13 protein-coding genes are annotated in these 12,923 nt (G+C 74.2%); 10 read left to right on the top strand and 3 right to left on the bottom strand.

What is annotated here, in order from left to right; translation table 11 throughout:
- The first annotated feature begins 93 nt into the window (after positions 1-93).
- Together ACIO5D_RS13960 and ACIO5D_RS13955 are read left to right on the top strand one after the other, a co-directional pair.
- On the top strand, positions 94-321 hold the full coding sequence (locus ACIO5D_RS13960; protein WP_363610885.1) for a DUF3107 domain-containing protein: 228 nt from the start codon (positions 94-96) through the stop codon (positions 319-321).
- A 126-nt stretch (positions 322-447) separates the two neighbouring features.
- Positions 448-774, top strand: a complete 327-nt coding sequence (locus ACIO5D_RS13955; RefSeq protein WP_363610883.1) for a hypothetical protein — start codon at positions 448-450, stop codon at positions 772-774.
- Positions 775-786: 12 nt separating this feature from the next.
- On the opposite strand, the gene ACIO5D_RS13950 is transcribed toward ACIO5D_RS13955, so the two are convergent.
- Positions 787-1,515, bottom strand: a complete 729-nt coding sequence (locus tag ACIO5D_RS13950) for a ferritin-like fold-containing protein (protein ID WP_363610881.1) — start codon at positions 1,513-1,515, stop codon at positions 787-789.
- Between the two features lie 782 nt (positions 1,516-2,297).
- On the opposite strand from ACIO5D_RS13950, the gene ACIO5D_RS13945 reads away from it, so the two are divergent.
- The 5 genes from ACIO5D_RS13945 to ACIO5D_RS13925 all read left to right on the top strand — a co-directional run bounded on the left by ACIO5D_RS13945 (position 2,298) and on the right by ACIO5D_RS13925 (position 7,515).
- The gene (locus tag ACIO5D_RS13945) at positions 2,298-4,061 is read left to right on the top strand and encodes a DEAD/DEAH box helicase (RefSeq protein WP_400795215.1); all 1,764 of its coding nucleotides are present in this window, start codon (positions 2,298-2,300) and stop codon (positions 4,059-4,061) included.
- Positions 4,062-4,195: 134 nt separating this feature from the next.
- Entirely contained in the window at positions 4,196-5,080 is an 885-nt protein-coding gene (locus ACIO5D_RS13940) for an alpha/beta fold hydrolase (RefSeq protein ID WP_400795213.1), read from the top strand.
- A 406-nt stretch (positions 5,081-5,486) separates the two neighbouring features.
- A complete protein-coding gene (locus ACIO5D_RS13935; RefSeq protein WP_363610875.1) occupies positions 5,487-5,633 on the top strand; it encodes a hypothetical protein in 147 nt (48 codons plus the stop codon).
- A gap of 320 nt (positions 5,634-5,953) precedes the next feature.
- Complete coding sequence (locus ACIO5D_RS13930; protein ID WP_363610873.1) at positions 5,954-6,592, top strand: DUF6758 family protein; 639 nt, start codon at positions 5,954-5,956, stop codon at positions 6,590-6,592.
- Positions 6,593-6,654: 62 nt separating this feature from the next.
- Positions 6,655-7,515: a PHP domain-containing protein gene (locus ACIO5D_RS13925; protein WP_363610871.1), complete on the top strand. Its 861-nt coding sequence runs from the start codon at positions 6,655-6,657 to the stop codon at positions 7,513-7,515.
- A 71-nt stretch (positions 7,516-7,586) separates the two neighbouring features.
- On the opposite strand, the gene ACIO5D_RS13920 is transcribed toward ACIO5D_RS13925, so the two are convergent.
- Complete coding sequence (locus ACIO5D_RS13920; protein WP_363610869.1) at positions 7,587-8,252, bottom strand: suppressor of fused domain protein; 666 nt, start codon at positions 8,250-8,252, stop codon at positions 7,587-7,589.
- 453 nt (positions 8,253-8,705) lie between these two features.
- Between ACIO5D_RS13920 and corA the strand changes: the two genes are divergently transcribed.
- Positions 8,706-9,830, top strand: a complete 1,125-nt coding sequence (gene corA, locus ACIO5D_RS13915) for a magnesium/cobalt transporter CorA (RefSeq protein WP_400795211.1) — start codon at positions 8,706-8,708, stop codon at positions 9,828-9,830.
- 9 nt (positions 9,831-9,839) lie between these two features.
- On the opposite strand, the gene ACIO5D_RS13910 is transcribed toward corA, so the two are convergent.
- Complete coding sequence (locus tag ACIO5D_RS13910; protein ID WP_400795209.1) at positions 9,840-10,763, bottom strand: DMT family transporter; 924 nt, start codon at positions 10,761-10,763, stop codon at positions 9,840-9,842.
- A 135-nt stretch (positions 10,764-10,898) separates the two neighbouring features.
- Between ACIO5D_RS13910 and ACIO5D_RS13905 the strand changes: the two genes are divergently transcribed.
- Positions 10,899-11,471 (top strand): hypothetical protein, encoded by a 573-nt coding sequence (locus ACIO5D_RS13905; RefSeq protein ID WP_400655108.1) that lies wholly within the window; start codon positions 10,899-10,901, stop codon positions 11,469-11,471.
- A gap of 100 nt (positions 11,472-11,571) precedes the next feature.
- On the top strand, positions 11,572-12,855 hold the full coding sequence (locus tag ACIO5D_RS13900) for a magnesium transporter MgtE N-terminal domain-containing protein (protein ID WP_363610863.1): 1,284 nt from the start codon (positions 11,572-11,574) through the stop codon (positions 12,853-12,855).
- Positions 12,856-12,923: the final 68 nt, after the last annotated feature.

Below are 12,923 nucleotides of genomic sequence, written 5' to 3'. Positions count from 1 at the left end.
GGTGAAGCCGTACGGCGCGGTCGTCGCGAACGCTTGTCCCAGGCGGTCCGGTGCCCGTGCGTGGATGGCTGCAACCCCGGAGGGACGGAAGCCGTGGAGGTCAAGATCGGCGTGCAGAACGCGCCGCGCGAGATCGTGATCGAGAGCTCGCAGACTGCCGAAGAGGTCGAGAGCGCGATCGCCAAGGCGCTGGAGGGCACCTCGAAGCTCTTCTCGCTGACCGACGAGCACGGCCGCCGCGTCATCGTCCCGGCCGAGCGCCTGGCGTACGTGGAGATCGGCGAGTCGGCGGCCCGCAAGGTCGGGTTCGGCACCAGCTGAGACGCTGCCCGGTGCCCCGCCCCCTCACCGAGGGGGCGGGGCACCGCTGCGTGTACGGCCGGGTCATCAGGGGTAGGGCGACAGTGCGGCCGTCCGCACGCCGCACCCGCACCCCGGGAGGCAGCCTTGCTGGTCGAGTCGATCGCCTTCGTCCTCATCGGCCTGATCGTCGGCTCGGCCGCGCTGCTCGCACTGCCCGCCCACTTCCCGGCCGGCCGGGGGCTGACGATCGGGACGGCGCTGGTGGCGGCCCTGGTCAGCGGGGTGATCACGCACTTCACCCTGAACGGCGGGTACCCGGCGGTGACGCTCGGCGTCTCGGCCGTCGTCTCCGCCCTGCTCACCTCGGTACTGGCCCGGCCCGACCTGGCGGCCGGGCGGGCGCCGGCCCACCGGCACCGCCCCCACCGCCCGGGCGCGCACCGCGCGCAGCGGCGCCACCGGCCTGCCTGACGGGGCGCGGTCTCAGGAGGCGAGGCCCAGCGCGGCCATCCGCTTGGTGTGCGCCTCGGTGATCCGGTTGAACATCTTGCCGACCTCGACCAGGTCGAAGCCCTGCAGCTGCACACCGCCGACCAGCAGGTTGGAGAGCGCGTCCCGCTCCGCGACCACCCGCTGGGCCTGGCTCAGCGCCTCGCCCATCAGCCGTCGGCCCCAGAGCGCGAGCCGGCCGCCGGCCCGCGGGTCCGCCTCGATGGCCTGGCGGACCTTGTCGACGGCGAACTGGGCGTGCCCGGTGTCCGACATCACGCCGAGCACCAGGTCGCGGGTGTCGTCGTCCAGCCGGACGGCCACCTCGCGGTAGAAGTCGGTCGCGATCGCGTCGCCGACGTAGGCCTTGACCAGGCCCTCCAGCCAGTCCGAGGGCGCGGTCATCCGGTGGAAGAGCTCCAGCGGCTCGACGAACGGCCGCATCGCCTCCTGCGGGTCCGCGCCCACCTCGGCGAGCCGGTCGTGCAGGCGCTGGTAGTGCTGGAACTCGGCGGAGGCCATCCGGGCCAGCGCCGCCTTGTCGGCGAGGTCGGGCGCGAGCTTGGCGTCCTCGGCGAGCCGCTCGAAGGCGCTCAGCTCGCCGTACGCGAGGGCGCCGAGCAGGTCCAGCACGGCCGCCCGGTATCCCGGATCGGCCGAGCGGGCCGCCCAGTCCCCGATCGAACCGGCCGCGTCGTCCTGCGTCTCACCATGGGTCTCCATGACCTGCCACCTTAGTCCGGCCCGCCCTGCGGTACACGTCTCCGGCCGCCGCCGCGGGCTCCCCGGCCCGGCCCCGGACACCCCTGCGCCGTACCCGCCCCCGGTCGCCCGGGCCGGCCGCCGGCGCCTCCGCCCCAGGACCACCACCGAAAAGTTCCGCCCCGGACACCCCCCGCTCACCCCGGTGTCAGAAGCGTCACGTGTTCGAGTCGTCGCGTGACTGTATGGTGGTAGGGAGGCCCGTAGTGCTCGCACGGTGTCACCGCCGTCTCGGTGCGCCGGGCAAGCCCGCTCCGTAACGGCACCGTCCATCAGGACGTGTCCGTACCGGAAGCCGGGTACTCACGTACGCGGATGCCCGGTCGGAGAGCCGATCGGCTCCGACCATGGCTTGGACTTCAAGCCTTGGCACCGCATCAGTGGCCGAGCGAGGGCCGCCGCGGACCGCGCCGCCAGGCGAAGGTCCCGCGCAGGTCCCTCACGGGAATCCTCCCCGACGCCGCCGGCGACGCGCCCCGTACCGGGCCGCGCGGACCGGCCGGCCGCAGGGACCGGCGCGGTTGTGCGTCCGCGCAGCTGTATTCAGGGCCGTCCAGGCCCGTACGCAGCCGCGCGGCTGCCCGCCCGCCGCTCGCTCTCGGCCCCTCCCACACGGAAGAGGCAGCACCCTGTCCACCACCGCTGAACCCATCAAGACGACGTTCCGGGATCTGGGGATCCTCCCGGAGACCGCCGAGGCGCTCGAGTCCGTCGGCATCGTCCATCCCTTCCCCATCCAGGAGATGACCCTCCCGGTCGCGCTGACCGGTCACGACGTCATCGGCCAGGCCAAGACCGGCACCGGCAAGACGCTCGGTTTCGGCCTCCCGCTGATCGAGCGGGTCGTCGTCCGGGCCGACATCGACGCCGGCCGGGCCACCGAGGAGCAGCTCTCCGAGTCCCCGCAGGCGCTGATCGTCGTCCCGACGCGTGAGCTGTGCACCCAGGTCACCAACGACCTGCAGACCGCCGGCAAGGTGCGCGACGTCCGCGTGCTGGCCGTCTACGGCGGCCGGGCGTACGAGCCGCAGGTCGAGGCCCTGAAGAAGGGCGTCGACATCGTCGTCGGCACCCCGGGCCGTCTGCTGGACCTCGCCGGGCAGAAGAAGCTGAACCTGTCCACGGTCCGCGCGCTCGTCCTGGACGAGGCCGACGAGATGCTCGACCTGGGCTTCCTGCCCGACGTCGAGAAGATCCTCACCATGCTGCCCGCCAAGCGGCAGACCCTGCTGTTCTCGGCCACCATGCCGGGCCAGGTGATCAGCCTCGCCCGCCGGTACATGAACCAGCCGACCCACATCCGGGCCGCTGCCCCGGACGACACCGGCCACACCGTCGCCAGCGTCGACCAGCACATCTTCCGGGCGCACTCGCTCGACAAGGTGGAGACGGTCTCGCGCATCCTGCAGGCCGACGGCCGCGGGCTGGCGATGATCTTCTGCCGCACCAAGCGCACCGCCGCCGACGTCTCCGACCAGCTCACCCAGCGCGGCTTCGCGGCCGGCGCGGTGCACGGCGACCTCGGCCAGGGCGCGCGCGAGCAGGCCCTGCGGGCGTTCCGCAACGGCAAGGTCGACGTCCTGGTCTGCACCGACGTCGCCGCCCGCGGCATCGACGTCGAGGGCGTCACGCACGTCATCAACTACCAGTGCCCCGAGGACGAGAAGACCTACCTGCACCGGATCGGCCGCACCGGCCGGGCCGGCGCCTCCGGCACCGCCGTCACGCTGGTGGACTGGGACGACATCCCGCGCTGGCAGCTGATCAACAAGGCGCTGGACCTGTCGTTCAACGACCCGGAGGAGACCTACTCCACCTCGGCGCACCTGTACGAGCTGCTGAAGATCGCCCCGGGGACCACCGGCGTGCTGCCCCGCTCCGAGCGGACCCGCGCCGGCCTGGGCGCGGAGGAGGTCGAGGACCTCGGCGAGACCGGCGGGCGCGGTTCGCGTTCGGCGGCCGGCCGGGGCCGTGGCGGTAACGGCGGCGGTAACGGTGGCGGTGGCACCCGGGGCGGCTCCGGCCGGACCGGTACGGCCACCGCCGAGGCCGTCGAGGAGAAGCCGGCCCGCCGCACCCGTGAGCGCCGGCGCACCCGTGGCGGCTCCGCCGTCGAGGGCGACGCGGTGGTGGAGAGCCCGGCCGGCGCCGCTTCGGCGGTCGAGGCCCCGGCCGCTCCTGCCGTCGAGGGCGCCGAGGGCGAGGCCGCTCCGCGCCGCCGCCGTCGCCGCCCGCGCGGCACCGCCGCCGCCGGCGAGGGCACGGCCGTCACGGTGACCGAGGCGCCCGCCGAGGCTCCGGCCGCCGCGGTCGCCGCCGTCGCCGTCGCCGAGGAGAAGCCGGCCACCAAGCCGCGGACCCGCAGCCGGGCCAAGGCGAAGGCCGAGACCGCCGTCGAGGCCGCGCCCGAGGCCACCGCGGACGCCCCGGCCGAGGCCGCCGCCCCGCGCCGCCGCACCCGCACCCGCCGCCCGGCCGCCGCCACCGAGGCGACCCCGGAGAGCTGACGCACCGCCCCGGAGGGGACGGGCCGGTCCGCGACCGGCCCGTCCCCTTCGGCGTTCCCCGCCGCGCCGGGCCCGCCGGGCAGGCCCTAAGCTCGGGTTACCGGCCAGTCGCATGCCCCTGAGGAGATCCGCCCATGAGCACGCCGCCGTACCTCACCCTTCCCTCCTGCGCGCGTGCGCTGCGGATCGCGACCGCCCGCGGGGAGTTCGCCGCGCTGCGGGCCGAGCCGGCCGGGGAGGTGCGGGGGGCGGCGCTGCTGGTGCCCGGCTTCACCGGCAGCAAGGAGGACTTCATCGCGCTGCTGGAGCCGCTGGCGGCGGCCGGCTACCGGGTGACCGCGGTCGACCAGCGCGGCCAGTACGAGACCGGCGGTCCCGACGACCCGGCCGTCTACGCCGTGTCCGCGCTGGGCGCGGACGTCCGGGCGCTGTCCGCGGCCCTGCTGGCCGAGGGCGGTCCCGGGGGCGGACCGTTGCACCTGCTCGGCCACTCCTTCGGCGGCCAGGTGGCCCGGGAGGCCGTCCTGGGGGCCGGGGCGGGCCCGCTGCCGTGGCGCTCGCTGACGCTGATGTCCACCGGACCCGGCCCGATCGAGCCGGGCGAGGCGGCGCGCACCAAGCTGCTGATCGACGTGCTGCCGACGATGAGCCTGGAGGAGATCTGGCAGGTGCTCCAGCAGTTGGAGGAGGGCGCCGGCGACCGGGAGCGGCGCCCGTCCGCGGAGGTCGCGGAGTTCCTGCACCGCCGCTGGGTGGCCAATGTGCCGCAGGCGCTGAGCACCACCGGTGCCCATCTGATCTCCGCGCCGGACCGGGTGGACGAGCTGGCCGCGACCGCCGCCGTCCTGCCCGCCCTGGTGCTCTCCGGCGTGCGGGACTACGCCTGGCCGGTGCCGGAGCAGACCCGGATGGCCGAGCGGCTGGGCGCCCGCCGGGTGGTCGTCGAGGACGCCGGGCACTCCCCCAACGCGGAGCGGCCGGCCGCGACCGCCGAGGCGCTGCTGGACTTCTGGGCCTGAGCCCGCCGGGGCCCGGACCGGACCGGTCTGGACCACTCGTGACCACTCCGGGCCCTCCGTTGTTCGATCAACTTCGGGCGGCACAGAGGACAAAATTCGTTAGTTGCGGTAATATTTGATTCTGTCCGGGAATCGTCGTCGACATCGACGTCGGCGCGAGTCAGCCGAAATCAGGACTTTACGGACGGGCAACGGCCCGGTAGCACCGCCACGTCACCGTGGTTCATGAGGCACCAGACGCACTTGGCAAGCAGGGGGGAGCCCTTTGCCGCAGCAGATCGTCGACCGTTCGACCCGACAGATCGCACAGATCCGACCGATGCGACGGATCCGACAGTCCCCGAGTGGGCTGATATCGAGTCAGCCACGACCGCCCCGCCCGACGGGGCCAGGAAAGGAGAGGCCCATGCGCTTCGAGATCCTCCGACTGGACGACGCCCACGGTGGCGCCACCAACCCCCTGATCGCCGATGCCGAGACCGTCCGCGAGGTCGTCCAGGCCGCCGCCCACACCGGCGAACGCCTGCTGATCCGTCCGTGCCCGACCGTCTGACCCAGCGCGGCGCCTCCGACCGGGAGCCCTCACCCGCCGCCGAAGAGCCGGGAGCGTCCGATCCCGACGTTCCGATACCCGACTGACGCCCTGTCACCGCAACCGACGATGACGGGGCGTCAGTGCGTCCGGGGCCGCCCCGCTCCGTCCACCGGGCGCGGACCGGCCGACGTTTGCCGCCGCCCGCCGCTGGACATCCCCTAGCGGGAGCCGCCCACGCCGCGCCGGCCCGGGCGCCCGCCAGCGACAGGTGCCGCCGAGCCCTCCGTACGGGTGATCGTCCTTGACGCGGCGGTCCGGAGGGAGGAGCGTTGTCGGCTATGAGGGGCGAGCCAAGCTGCCCGAGGTGCGCCGGTCGGGTGCGCGCCCCCGGTCTGTTCTCAGACACCTGGCAGTGCGACCGGCACGGAGCCGTGCATCCGATGCAGCCGGTGCTGCCTCCGAGCGTGGAGGCGCTGAACGTCGCCGTCGCCCGTTCGCAGGTCCCCGTCTGGCTGCCCTGGCCACTGCCGGTCGGCTGGCTCTACACCGGTATCGCGCACGTCGGTGACGATGTCTCGGGCGCCCGGGCCACCGCCGTCGCCTGCTCGGGCCCGGCGCCGCTCGGCGGTTTCGGCGAGCTGGTGCTGGTCGCCGAGGAGCTGGGCGTCGGGCTCGGTGCCCGGTACGCGGGGCTGGCCGGGCCGGATCCGGGCGAGACCGTCGCGCTCTACAAGCCCGCCGACGCCAAGCTGATGGCGGCCGGACGGCCCACCCCGATGTTCCACGTCCCGGACGCCCCGGCCGACCGCGCGGTCTTCGTCGGCGAGGCCCGGGGCCTCTGGCTCTGGGCGGTGGCCTGGCCGGAGCAGTCGGCCCTGGTGATGTACGACGAACTGGTGCTCACCGACCTGCGCGAGGCCGGCGCCGAGCTCGACCTGCTGCCCTGCGGGGCGCTCTCCCCCCGCCTGTTCGGCTGACCGGCGGCCGCCGCGTCTATCCTGGGCGGCACCCGCGAGCGTCCACCCCAGGAGAGCACTCCGTGCGCATCGACCTGCACGCCCACAGCAACGCGTCCGACGGCACCGACAGCCCGGCGGAGCTGGTCAGGGCGGCCGTCGCCGCGGGCCTGGACGTGGTCGCGCTCACCGACCACGACACCGTGGCGGGCCACGCCGAGGCCGCCGGGGCGGTGCGCGCGCTGCCGGCCGGGGCCCGGCTGACCCTCGTCCCGGGCGCCGAACTGTCCTGCGTGGTGGACGGCATCAGCATGCATCTGCTGGCCTACCTGTTCGACCCGGCCGAGCCGGAGTTCGCGCGCGAGCGCGAGCTGGTCCGCACGGACCGGTTCCGGCGCGGGCGGGCGATCGTCGAGCGCTGCCGCGCCCTGGGCGCGGACATCAGCTGGGAGCAGGTCGAACGGATCGCGGGCACCGGCTCGGTGGGCCGGCCGCACATCGCCAGCGCGCTGGTCGAGGCGGGCGTGGTGGCGACCGTCTCGGACGCCTTCACCGCCGACTGGCTGGCCAACGGCGGCCGGGCGGACGTCCGCAAGCACGAGACCGACCCGGTCACGGCGGTCCGGCTGGTCCGGGCGGCCGGCGGGGTGCCGGTCTTCGCCCACCCGGGCGCGGTCAAGCGCGGCCGGACCGTCTCCGACCAGGTGATCGCCGATCTCGCGGCGGCCGGCCTGGCAGCGCTGGAGGTCGACCACATCGACCACGACGAACCGGCCCGGGCCCGGCTGCGCGCGCTGGCCGCCGAACTCGGCCTGCTGACCACCGGCTCCAGCGACTACCACGGCACCCGCAAGACCGTGCGGCTCGGCGAGCACACCACCGACCCGGCCGTCTACGAGGCGCTGCTGGCCCAGGCCACCGGCGCGAAGCCGATCGGCGGCTGACCGCTCACGCGGGCGTACGGGGGCACCGGGCGTGGTGCGGCCGACGCCCCGCGCCCCCGGCTGACCGGCCGTCAGTCCAGCGGGACGCCGCGCCGCTCCGGGTCGCGCAGATCGGTGCCGTGCTTCAGCCAGCGCTCCTCCAGCGCGGCCGCGCCGTGCACCCGCTTCCAGCCGGCCTCGTTGGGCGTCATCGGCAGCAGCGGCAGGAAGCGGACCGGGTCGGCCGGCCCCTCCAGCTCCAGGTCGGCCACCAGACCGCCCGGTTCGGCGGCCAGTACGGAGGTGAACGGCGCGCCGTCCCAGAGCGGGGCGCCGAGGTCCAGCGAGCCGCCGGGGGCCACCACCAGGCCCTCCACCTGCGGCGTCGCGGCGAAGGTGGCCAGCGAGCGGAGCACGCTGTCGCGGCCCCCGCGGACCGTCAGCACCAGTTCTACGCGCGGGCCGCGCACCTGGTCGGCGACCGGTGCGGCCGGGTCGGCCATCGGCGCGGCGGACATCCCGAGCGTCGCGTAACGGACCAGCCCCTCGGCGTCCGGGCCGAAGCGCAGCACCTCGATCCGGTCCGCGCCGAGGAAGGTGACCGCGGCACGGCCACCGGGCTCGCCGAAGGCGGTCAGCAGCCGGGCCTCCACGGCGGCCAGCACCGCCTCCCGGGAGGCGCCGTGCGGGCTGCCGTGAGGGTCCTCCCAGCCGGAGGCCGGGGGGAGATCGCCGAAGGGCGGGAAGTCGTGCGCCATGCCGGTGAGCGTAACCCGGCGCACCCCCGCGGTTGGCACGGCCGCCACCGGAACGCCCCAGCGCCGACAGCCGGTCAGATGTTAGTGTGAGCGACTGGCCACCGGGGATCCTTACCTCCGGGGCAGCGGCGTGAAGGAGGTGGTTGCGGTGGATACCAGCCGACCATGCAGTACCGGCAGCTCTACCCGGCCCGGACGCCTTCCCCGTACCCCTCGCCACGCAGGCTGAAACAACAGCAGCAGCTGGAACAGCCGCGTCCGTCGAGATGACCGAGGCAAGTGTCGGGCCGGCCGGGAGAGCACCCCACCGACGCCCGGTCGCTCCACCACGTGCCCCAGCAAGGCCGAGGACCGACCGCAGGCGCCGGAATCCATCGGTGTTCCTCGCCGTCGCACCACGGCCCTTCCGCCACCGCGCCGCCGTGCGACGGCTCCTGCCCAAGGGAGCCTGCCATGTCGATGATCAACAGCCTGCGCGCCGCCGTCCGCACCAACCGCCGCCGCACCGCGGCCGGCCTGTTCGACTCGATCCACCCGGACCGGTCCGCCTCCTCCGTGGTGGACTGCGCGGTCTACCAGCACGGCCGCCGCCACGGCGAGAGCTGCAGCCCGCGCGAGGCGGCCCGCCAGGTCAAGGCCTCGCAGCAACTGCCCGAGGGCGCCGGGTCGTTCAGCTGGATCGGCCTGCACGAGCCCACCGAGGCCGAGTTCGAGGGCATCGCCCAGCGCTTCGGCCTGCACCCGCTCGCGGTCGAGGACGCCGTCCACGCGCACCAGCGACCCAAGGTCGAGCGGTACGACGACGTGCTGTTCGCCGTCTTCAAGACGATCCGCTACGTCGAGCACGACCAGCTCACCCCGACCAGCGAGGTGGTCGAGACCGGCGAGCTGATGGTCTTCGCCGGGCGGGACTTCGTGATCACCGTCCGGCACGGCGGACACAGTTCGCTGCAGGAACTGCGGCACCGTCTGGAGGCCGACGCGGACGGCGCCGGGCTGCTCGCCAAGGGCCCGTCCGCCGTGCTCCACGCCATCGCCGACCACGTGGTGGACAACTACCTGCTGGTCGCCGACCGGCTGCAGACCGACGTGGACGAGATCGAGTCCGACGTCTTCTCCAACAAGGGCGGCCGGGGCACCGACGTCGGCCGGGTCTACCAACTCAAGCGCGAGGTACTGGAGTTCAAGCGGGCGGTGGCACCGCTGCTGCGCCCGATGCAGCAGCTCTCCGAGCCGCTCCAGCGCCTGGTCGACCCGGACATCCAGAAGTACTTCCGGGACGTCGCCGACCACCTCGCCCGGGTCACCGAGCAGGTGCACGGCTTCGACGAACTGCTGAACTCGCTGCTCCAGGCCAACCTGGCACAGGTCTCGGTGGCGCAGAACGAGGACATGCGCAAGATCACCGCCTGGGCGGCGATCTTCGCCGTCCCCACCATGATCACCGGCGTCTACGGCATGAACTTCAAGTACATGCCCGAGCTGGACACCAAGTACGGCTACCCGGTGGTGCTCAGCGGGATCGTCATCGTCTGCATCGGGATGTACCGGGGCTTCCGCCGCAACGGCTGGCTCTGAAGCCGTCGCCTACCTCCGGCCGCCCCGCGCGACCAGGACCAGACCGAGCAGGATCAGCACCACCGCCGGGTACGCGGCCGCCGGGGGCCACTGGCCCAGCCAGACGGCCGCGATCAGCGCGGCGCCCGGCGTCTCCAGCAGGATCGCGGTCGAGGTGACGGACGGGCCGAGCGTGCGCACCACCCGGTTGCTGAGCGAGTGGCCGAGCAGCTGGGCGGTGACCATCAGCAGCACGATCTGCCACCAGACCCCGGCCGGCCAGCCCGTCATCGGCGTCCCGGCGGCCAGGCAGACCACCAGCAGCACCGCCGCCGTGGTGGCGTAGCAGACCAGCGTGTACGCGGTGGTGCTCACGGTCCTGCGGACCTCCGCACCCAGCAGCAGGTACCCGGCCGCCGCCAGTCCGGCGCCGAGCGCCAGCGCGTCGCCGAGCAGCGCGCGGGGCGAGAGCGAGAGGTCCACCCCGGTGAGCACCAGCACCCCGGCGAAGGCCACGCACGTCCCGGTCCAGACCGGTCGGGGCGCCCGCACCCCGAGCAGCCGCAGCAGCAGGATCGTCCAGAGCGGGGTGGTGGTCACCAGCGCGGTCGCCGAGGCCACCGAGGTCATCCGCAGGCTCGGCATCCAGAGCGCGAAGTGCACGGCGAGCAGCACACCGGCCGCCACCGCCAGCAGCAGCGCCCGCCGGCCGATCCCGCGCAGCTCCGCCCGGTGCCGCAGCAGCGCGTACGGGCCGAGCACGCCGACCGACATGACGTTGCGCCAGAACGCGATCGCCAGGGCGGGCGCGGCGGTGGCGCTGATCAGCGGCGCGGAGAGCGAGATGCCCGCGACGGAGACCGCGAGCAGCAGCAGGTCGAGGGTGGGCAGCGGGTGCGACGGCGCCGGGGCGGTGCGGACGGGGGCTGCGGTCTCGGACCGGGCGGCGGGCACGGCGCTCCTTCGGCTCGTGGCGGGGGCGGACACCCCGGAGGGGCGCTCCCAAGGTAAGGCCCGTGCCACGCTCACGGAACTGTCGCCCGACGGGTGAGACATCTCCCGGACGGCCCAGGACGTACGCTGTCCGCCATGGACCGTACGCCTGCCGCGACCGCGACCGCCGACGACTTCCTCGACCGGGCCCTGCTGGAGGAGGCCGCGAAGAAGTCCGGTCTGCTCTGGGTGCGGGCGGACGGCCAGGAGCAGAGCCGGGCGCTCTGGCACGCCTGGTACGACGGCGCCGTGGTGGTGGTCGGTGACGGCGACGAGCAGCCGCTGCACGGTCTGGCCGCCGGGGCGGGCGCCGTGGTGACCGTCCGCAGCAAGGACAAGGGCGGCCGGCTGACCGGCTGGCCGGCCCGGGTCACCGAGCTCGCCCCGCGGGGCGAGGCCTGGCTCGGCGCGGTCGAGGAGCTCAAGGGGAAGCGGCTGAACGCGCCCGACACCGACACCATCACCGAGCGCTGGGCCCGCGAGTGCCGCGTCCTGCGGCTGGAGCCGGCCGGCCGCGGCGACGGCCTGCTCACCGAGCGGCCGGGCGCCATGCCCGACGACTCGCACGCCGTCGTCCCGATGCCCACCCCCGCCACCACCCGCCGGCCCGTCCCGGCCGGCCTGCCCCGGCTGCTGTTCAAGCGCCGCACCGGCCGCACCGGGAGCTGAACCACGCCTCGCCAGGCCGGTCCGCCGCGGCCCGGGTAGCCTGTGCACGCGGGGCGCGCCGCGCGCGCCCGACCGGGCGTCGAGCGAGTCGAGGGAGTCCATGGCAGGTCCAGGGGGCCGGGTCTTCATCTCGCATCTCGCCGGTATCGCCGTCTTCGACCCGAACGGCGACCAGGTCGGCCGGGTTCGCGACGTGGTGGTCTCGCTGCGGCTCGGCGGCCGCCCGCCGCGGGTGCTCGGGCTGGTGGTCGAGGTGGTCGGCCGGCGCCGGATCTTCCTCCCGATGACCAGGGTGACCAGCCTGGAGTCCGGCCAGGTGCTGACCACCGGCGTGATCAACATGCGCCGCTTCGAACAGCGCCCGTCCGAGACCCTCGTCCTCGCCGAGCTGCTGGACCGCACCGTCACCTGGAGCAAGACCTCCGAGGAGGTCACCGTGCTGGACGTGGCGATGGTCCAGGCCCGGGTGCGCGAGTGGGAGATCAGCAAGGTCTTCGTCCAGGTCGGCCGGGCCGGCCGGCTGCGCAAGGGCAAGGGCGAGCGGCTGACCCTGAACTGGAAGGACGTCACCGGCTTCGCCCTCCCCGAGCAGGACCAGGGCGCCGCCAACCTGCTCGCCACCTTCGACCAGCTGCGCCCCGCCGACCTCGCCAACGTCCTGCACCACCTCTCCGCCAAGCGCCGCGCCGAGGTCGCCGCCGCCCTCGACGACGAACGGCTCGCCGACGTCCTGGAGGAGCTGCCCGAGGACGACCAGGTCGAGATCATCGGCAAGCTGAAGGACGAACGGGCCGCCGACGTCCTGGAGGCGATGGACCCGGACGACGCCGCCGACCTGCTCTCCGAACTGCCCGGGGACGAGGCCGAGCGGCTGCTCCAGCTGATGGAGCCGGACGAGGCCGAGCCGGTGCGGCGGCTGCTGACGTACGAGGAGAACACCGCCGGCGGCCTGATGACCACCGAGCCGATCGTGCTGGAGCCGGACGCCACGGTGGCCGAGGCGCTCGCCCGCGTCCGGATCTCCGACCACAAGCCGGCCCTCGCCGCACAGGTCTTCGTCTGCCGCCCGCCGAACGAGACCCCTACCGGCAAGTACCTGGGCACCGTGCACTTCCAGCGGCTGCTCCGCGAGCCCCCGTACGTCCTGGTCGGCTCGCTGGTGGACGACGACCTGGACCCGCTGCCGCCGGACACCCCGCTGTCCCTGATCACCAGCTACCTGGCGACGTACAACATGGTGGCCGCGCCCGTCGTCGACGACGGCGACCACCTGCTCGGCGCGGTCACCGTCGACGACGTGCTCGACCACCTGCTGCCCGACGACTGGCGCGAGGCCGCCCTGCACGGGCTGGACGACGAGAGAGAGGCGACCGGTGGACGCTGACCGCAAGGGCCGACGCGACGACTCCCCCCGCAAGCGCCTGCAGGGCGAACTGCGGGAACTGCGCCAGC

Source organism: Kitasatospora sp. NPDC087315, from assembly GCF_044744345.1.
Lineage (GTDB): Bacteria > Actinomycetota > Actinomycetes > Streptomycetales > Streptomycetaceae > Kitasatospora.
Note: the sequence above shows the minus strand (reverse complement) of the source record. Positions and strands in the feature narration are given on the sequence as shown.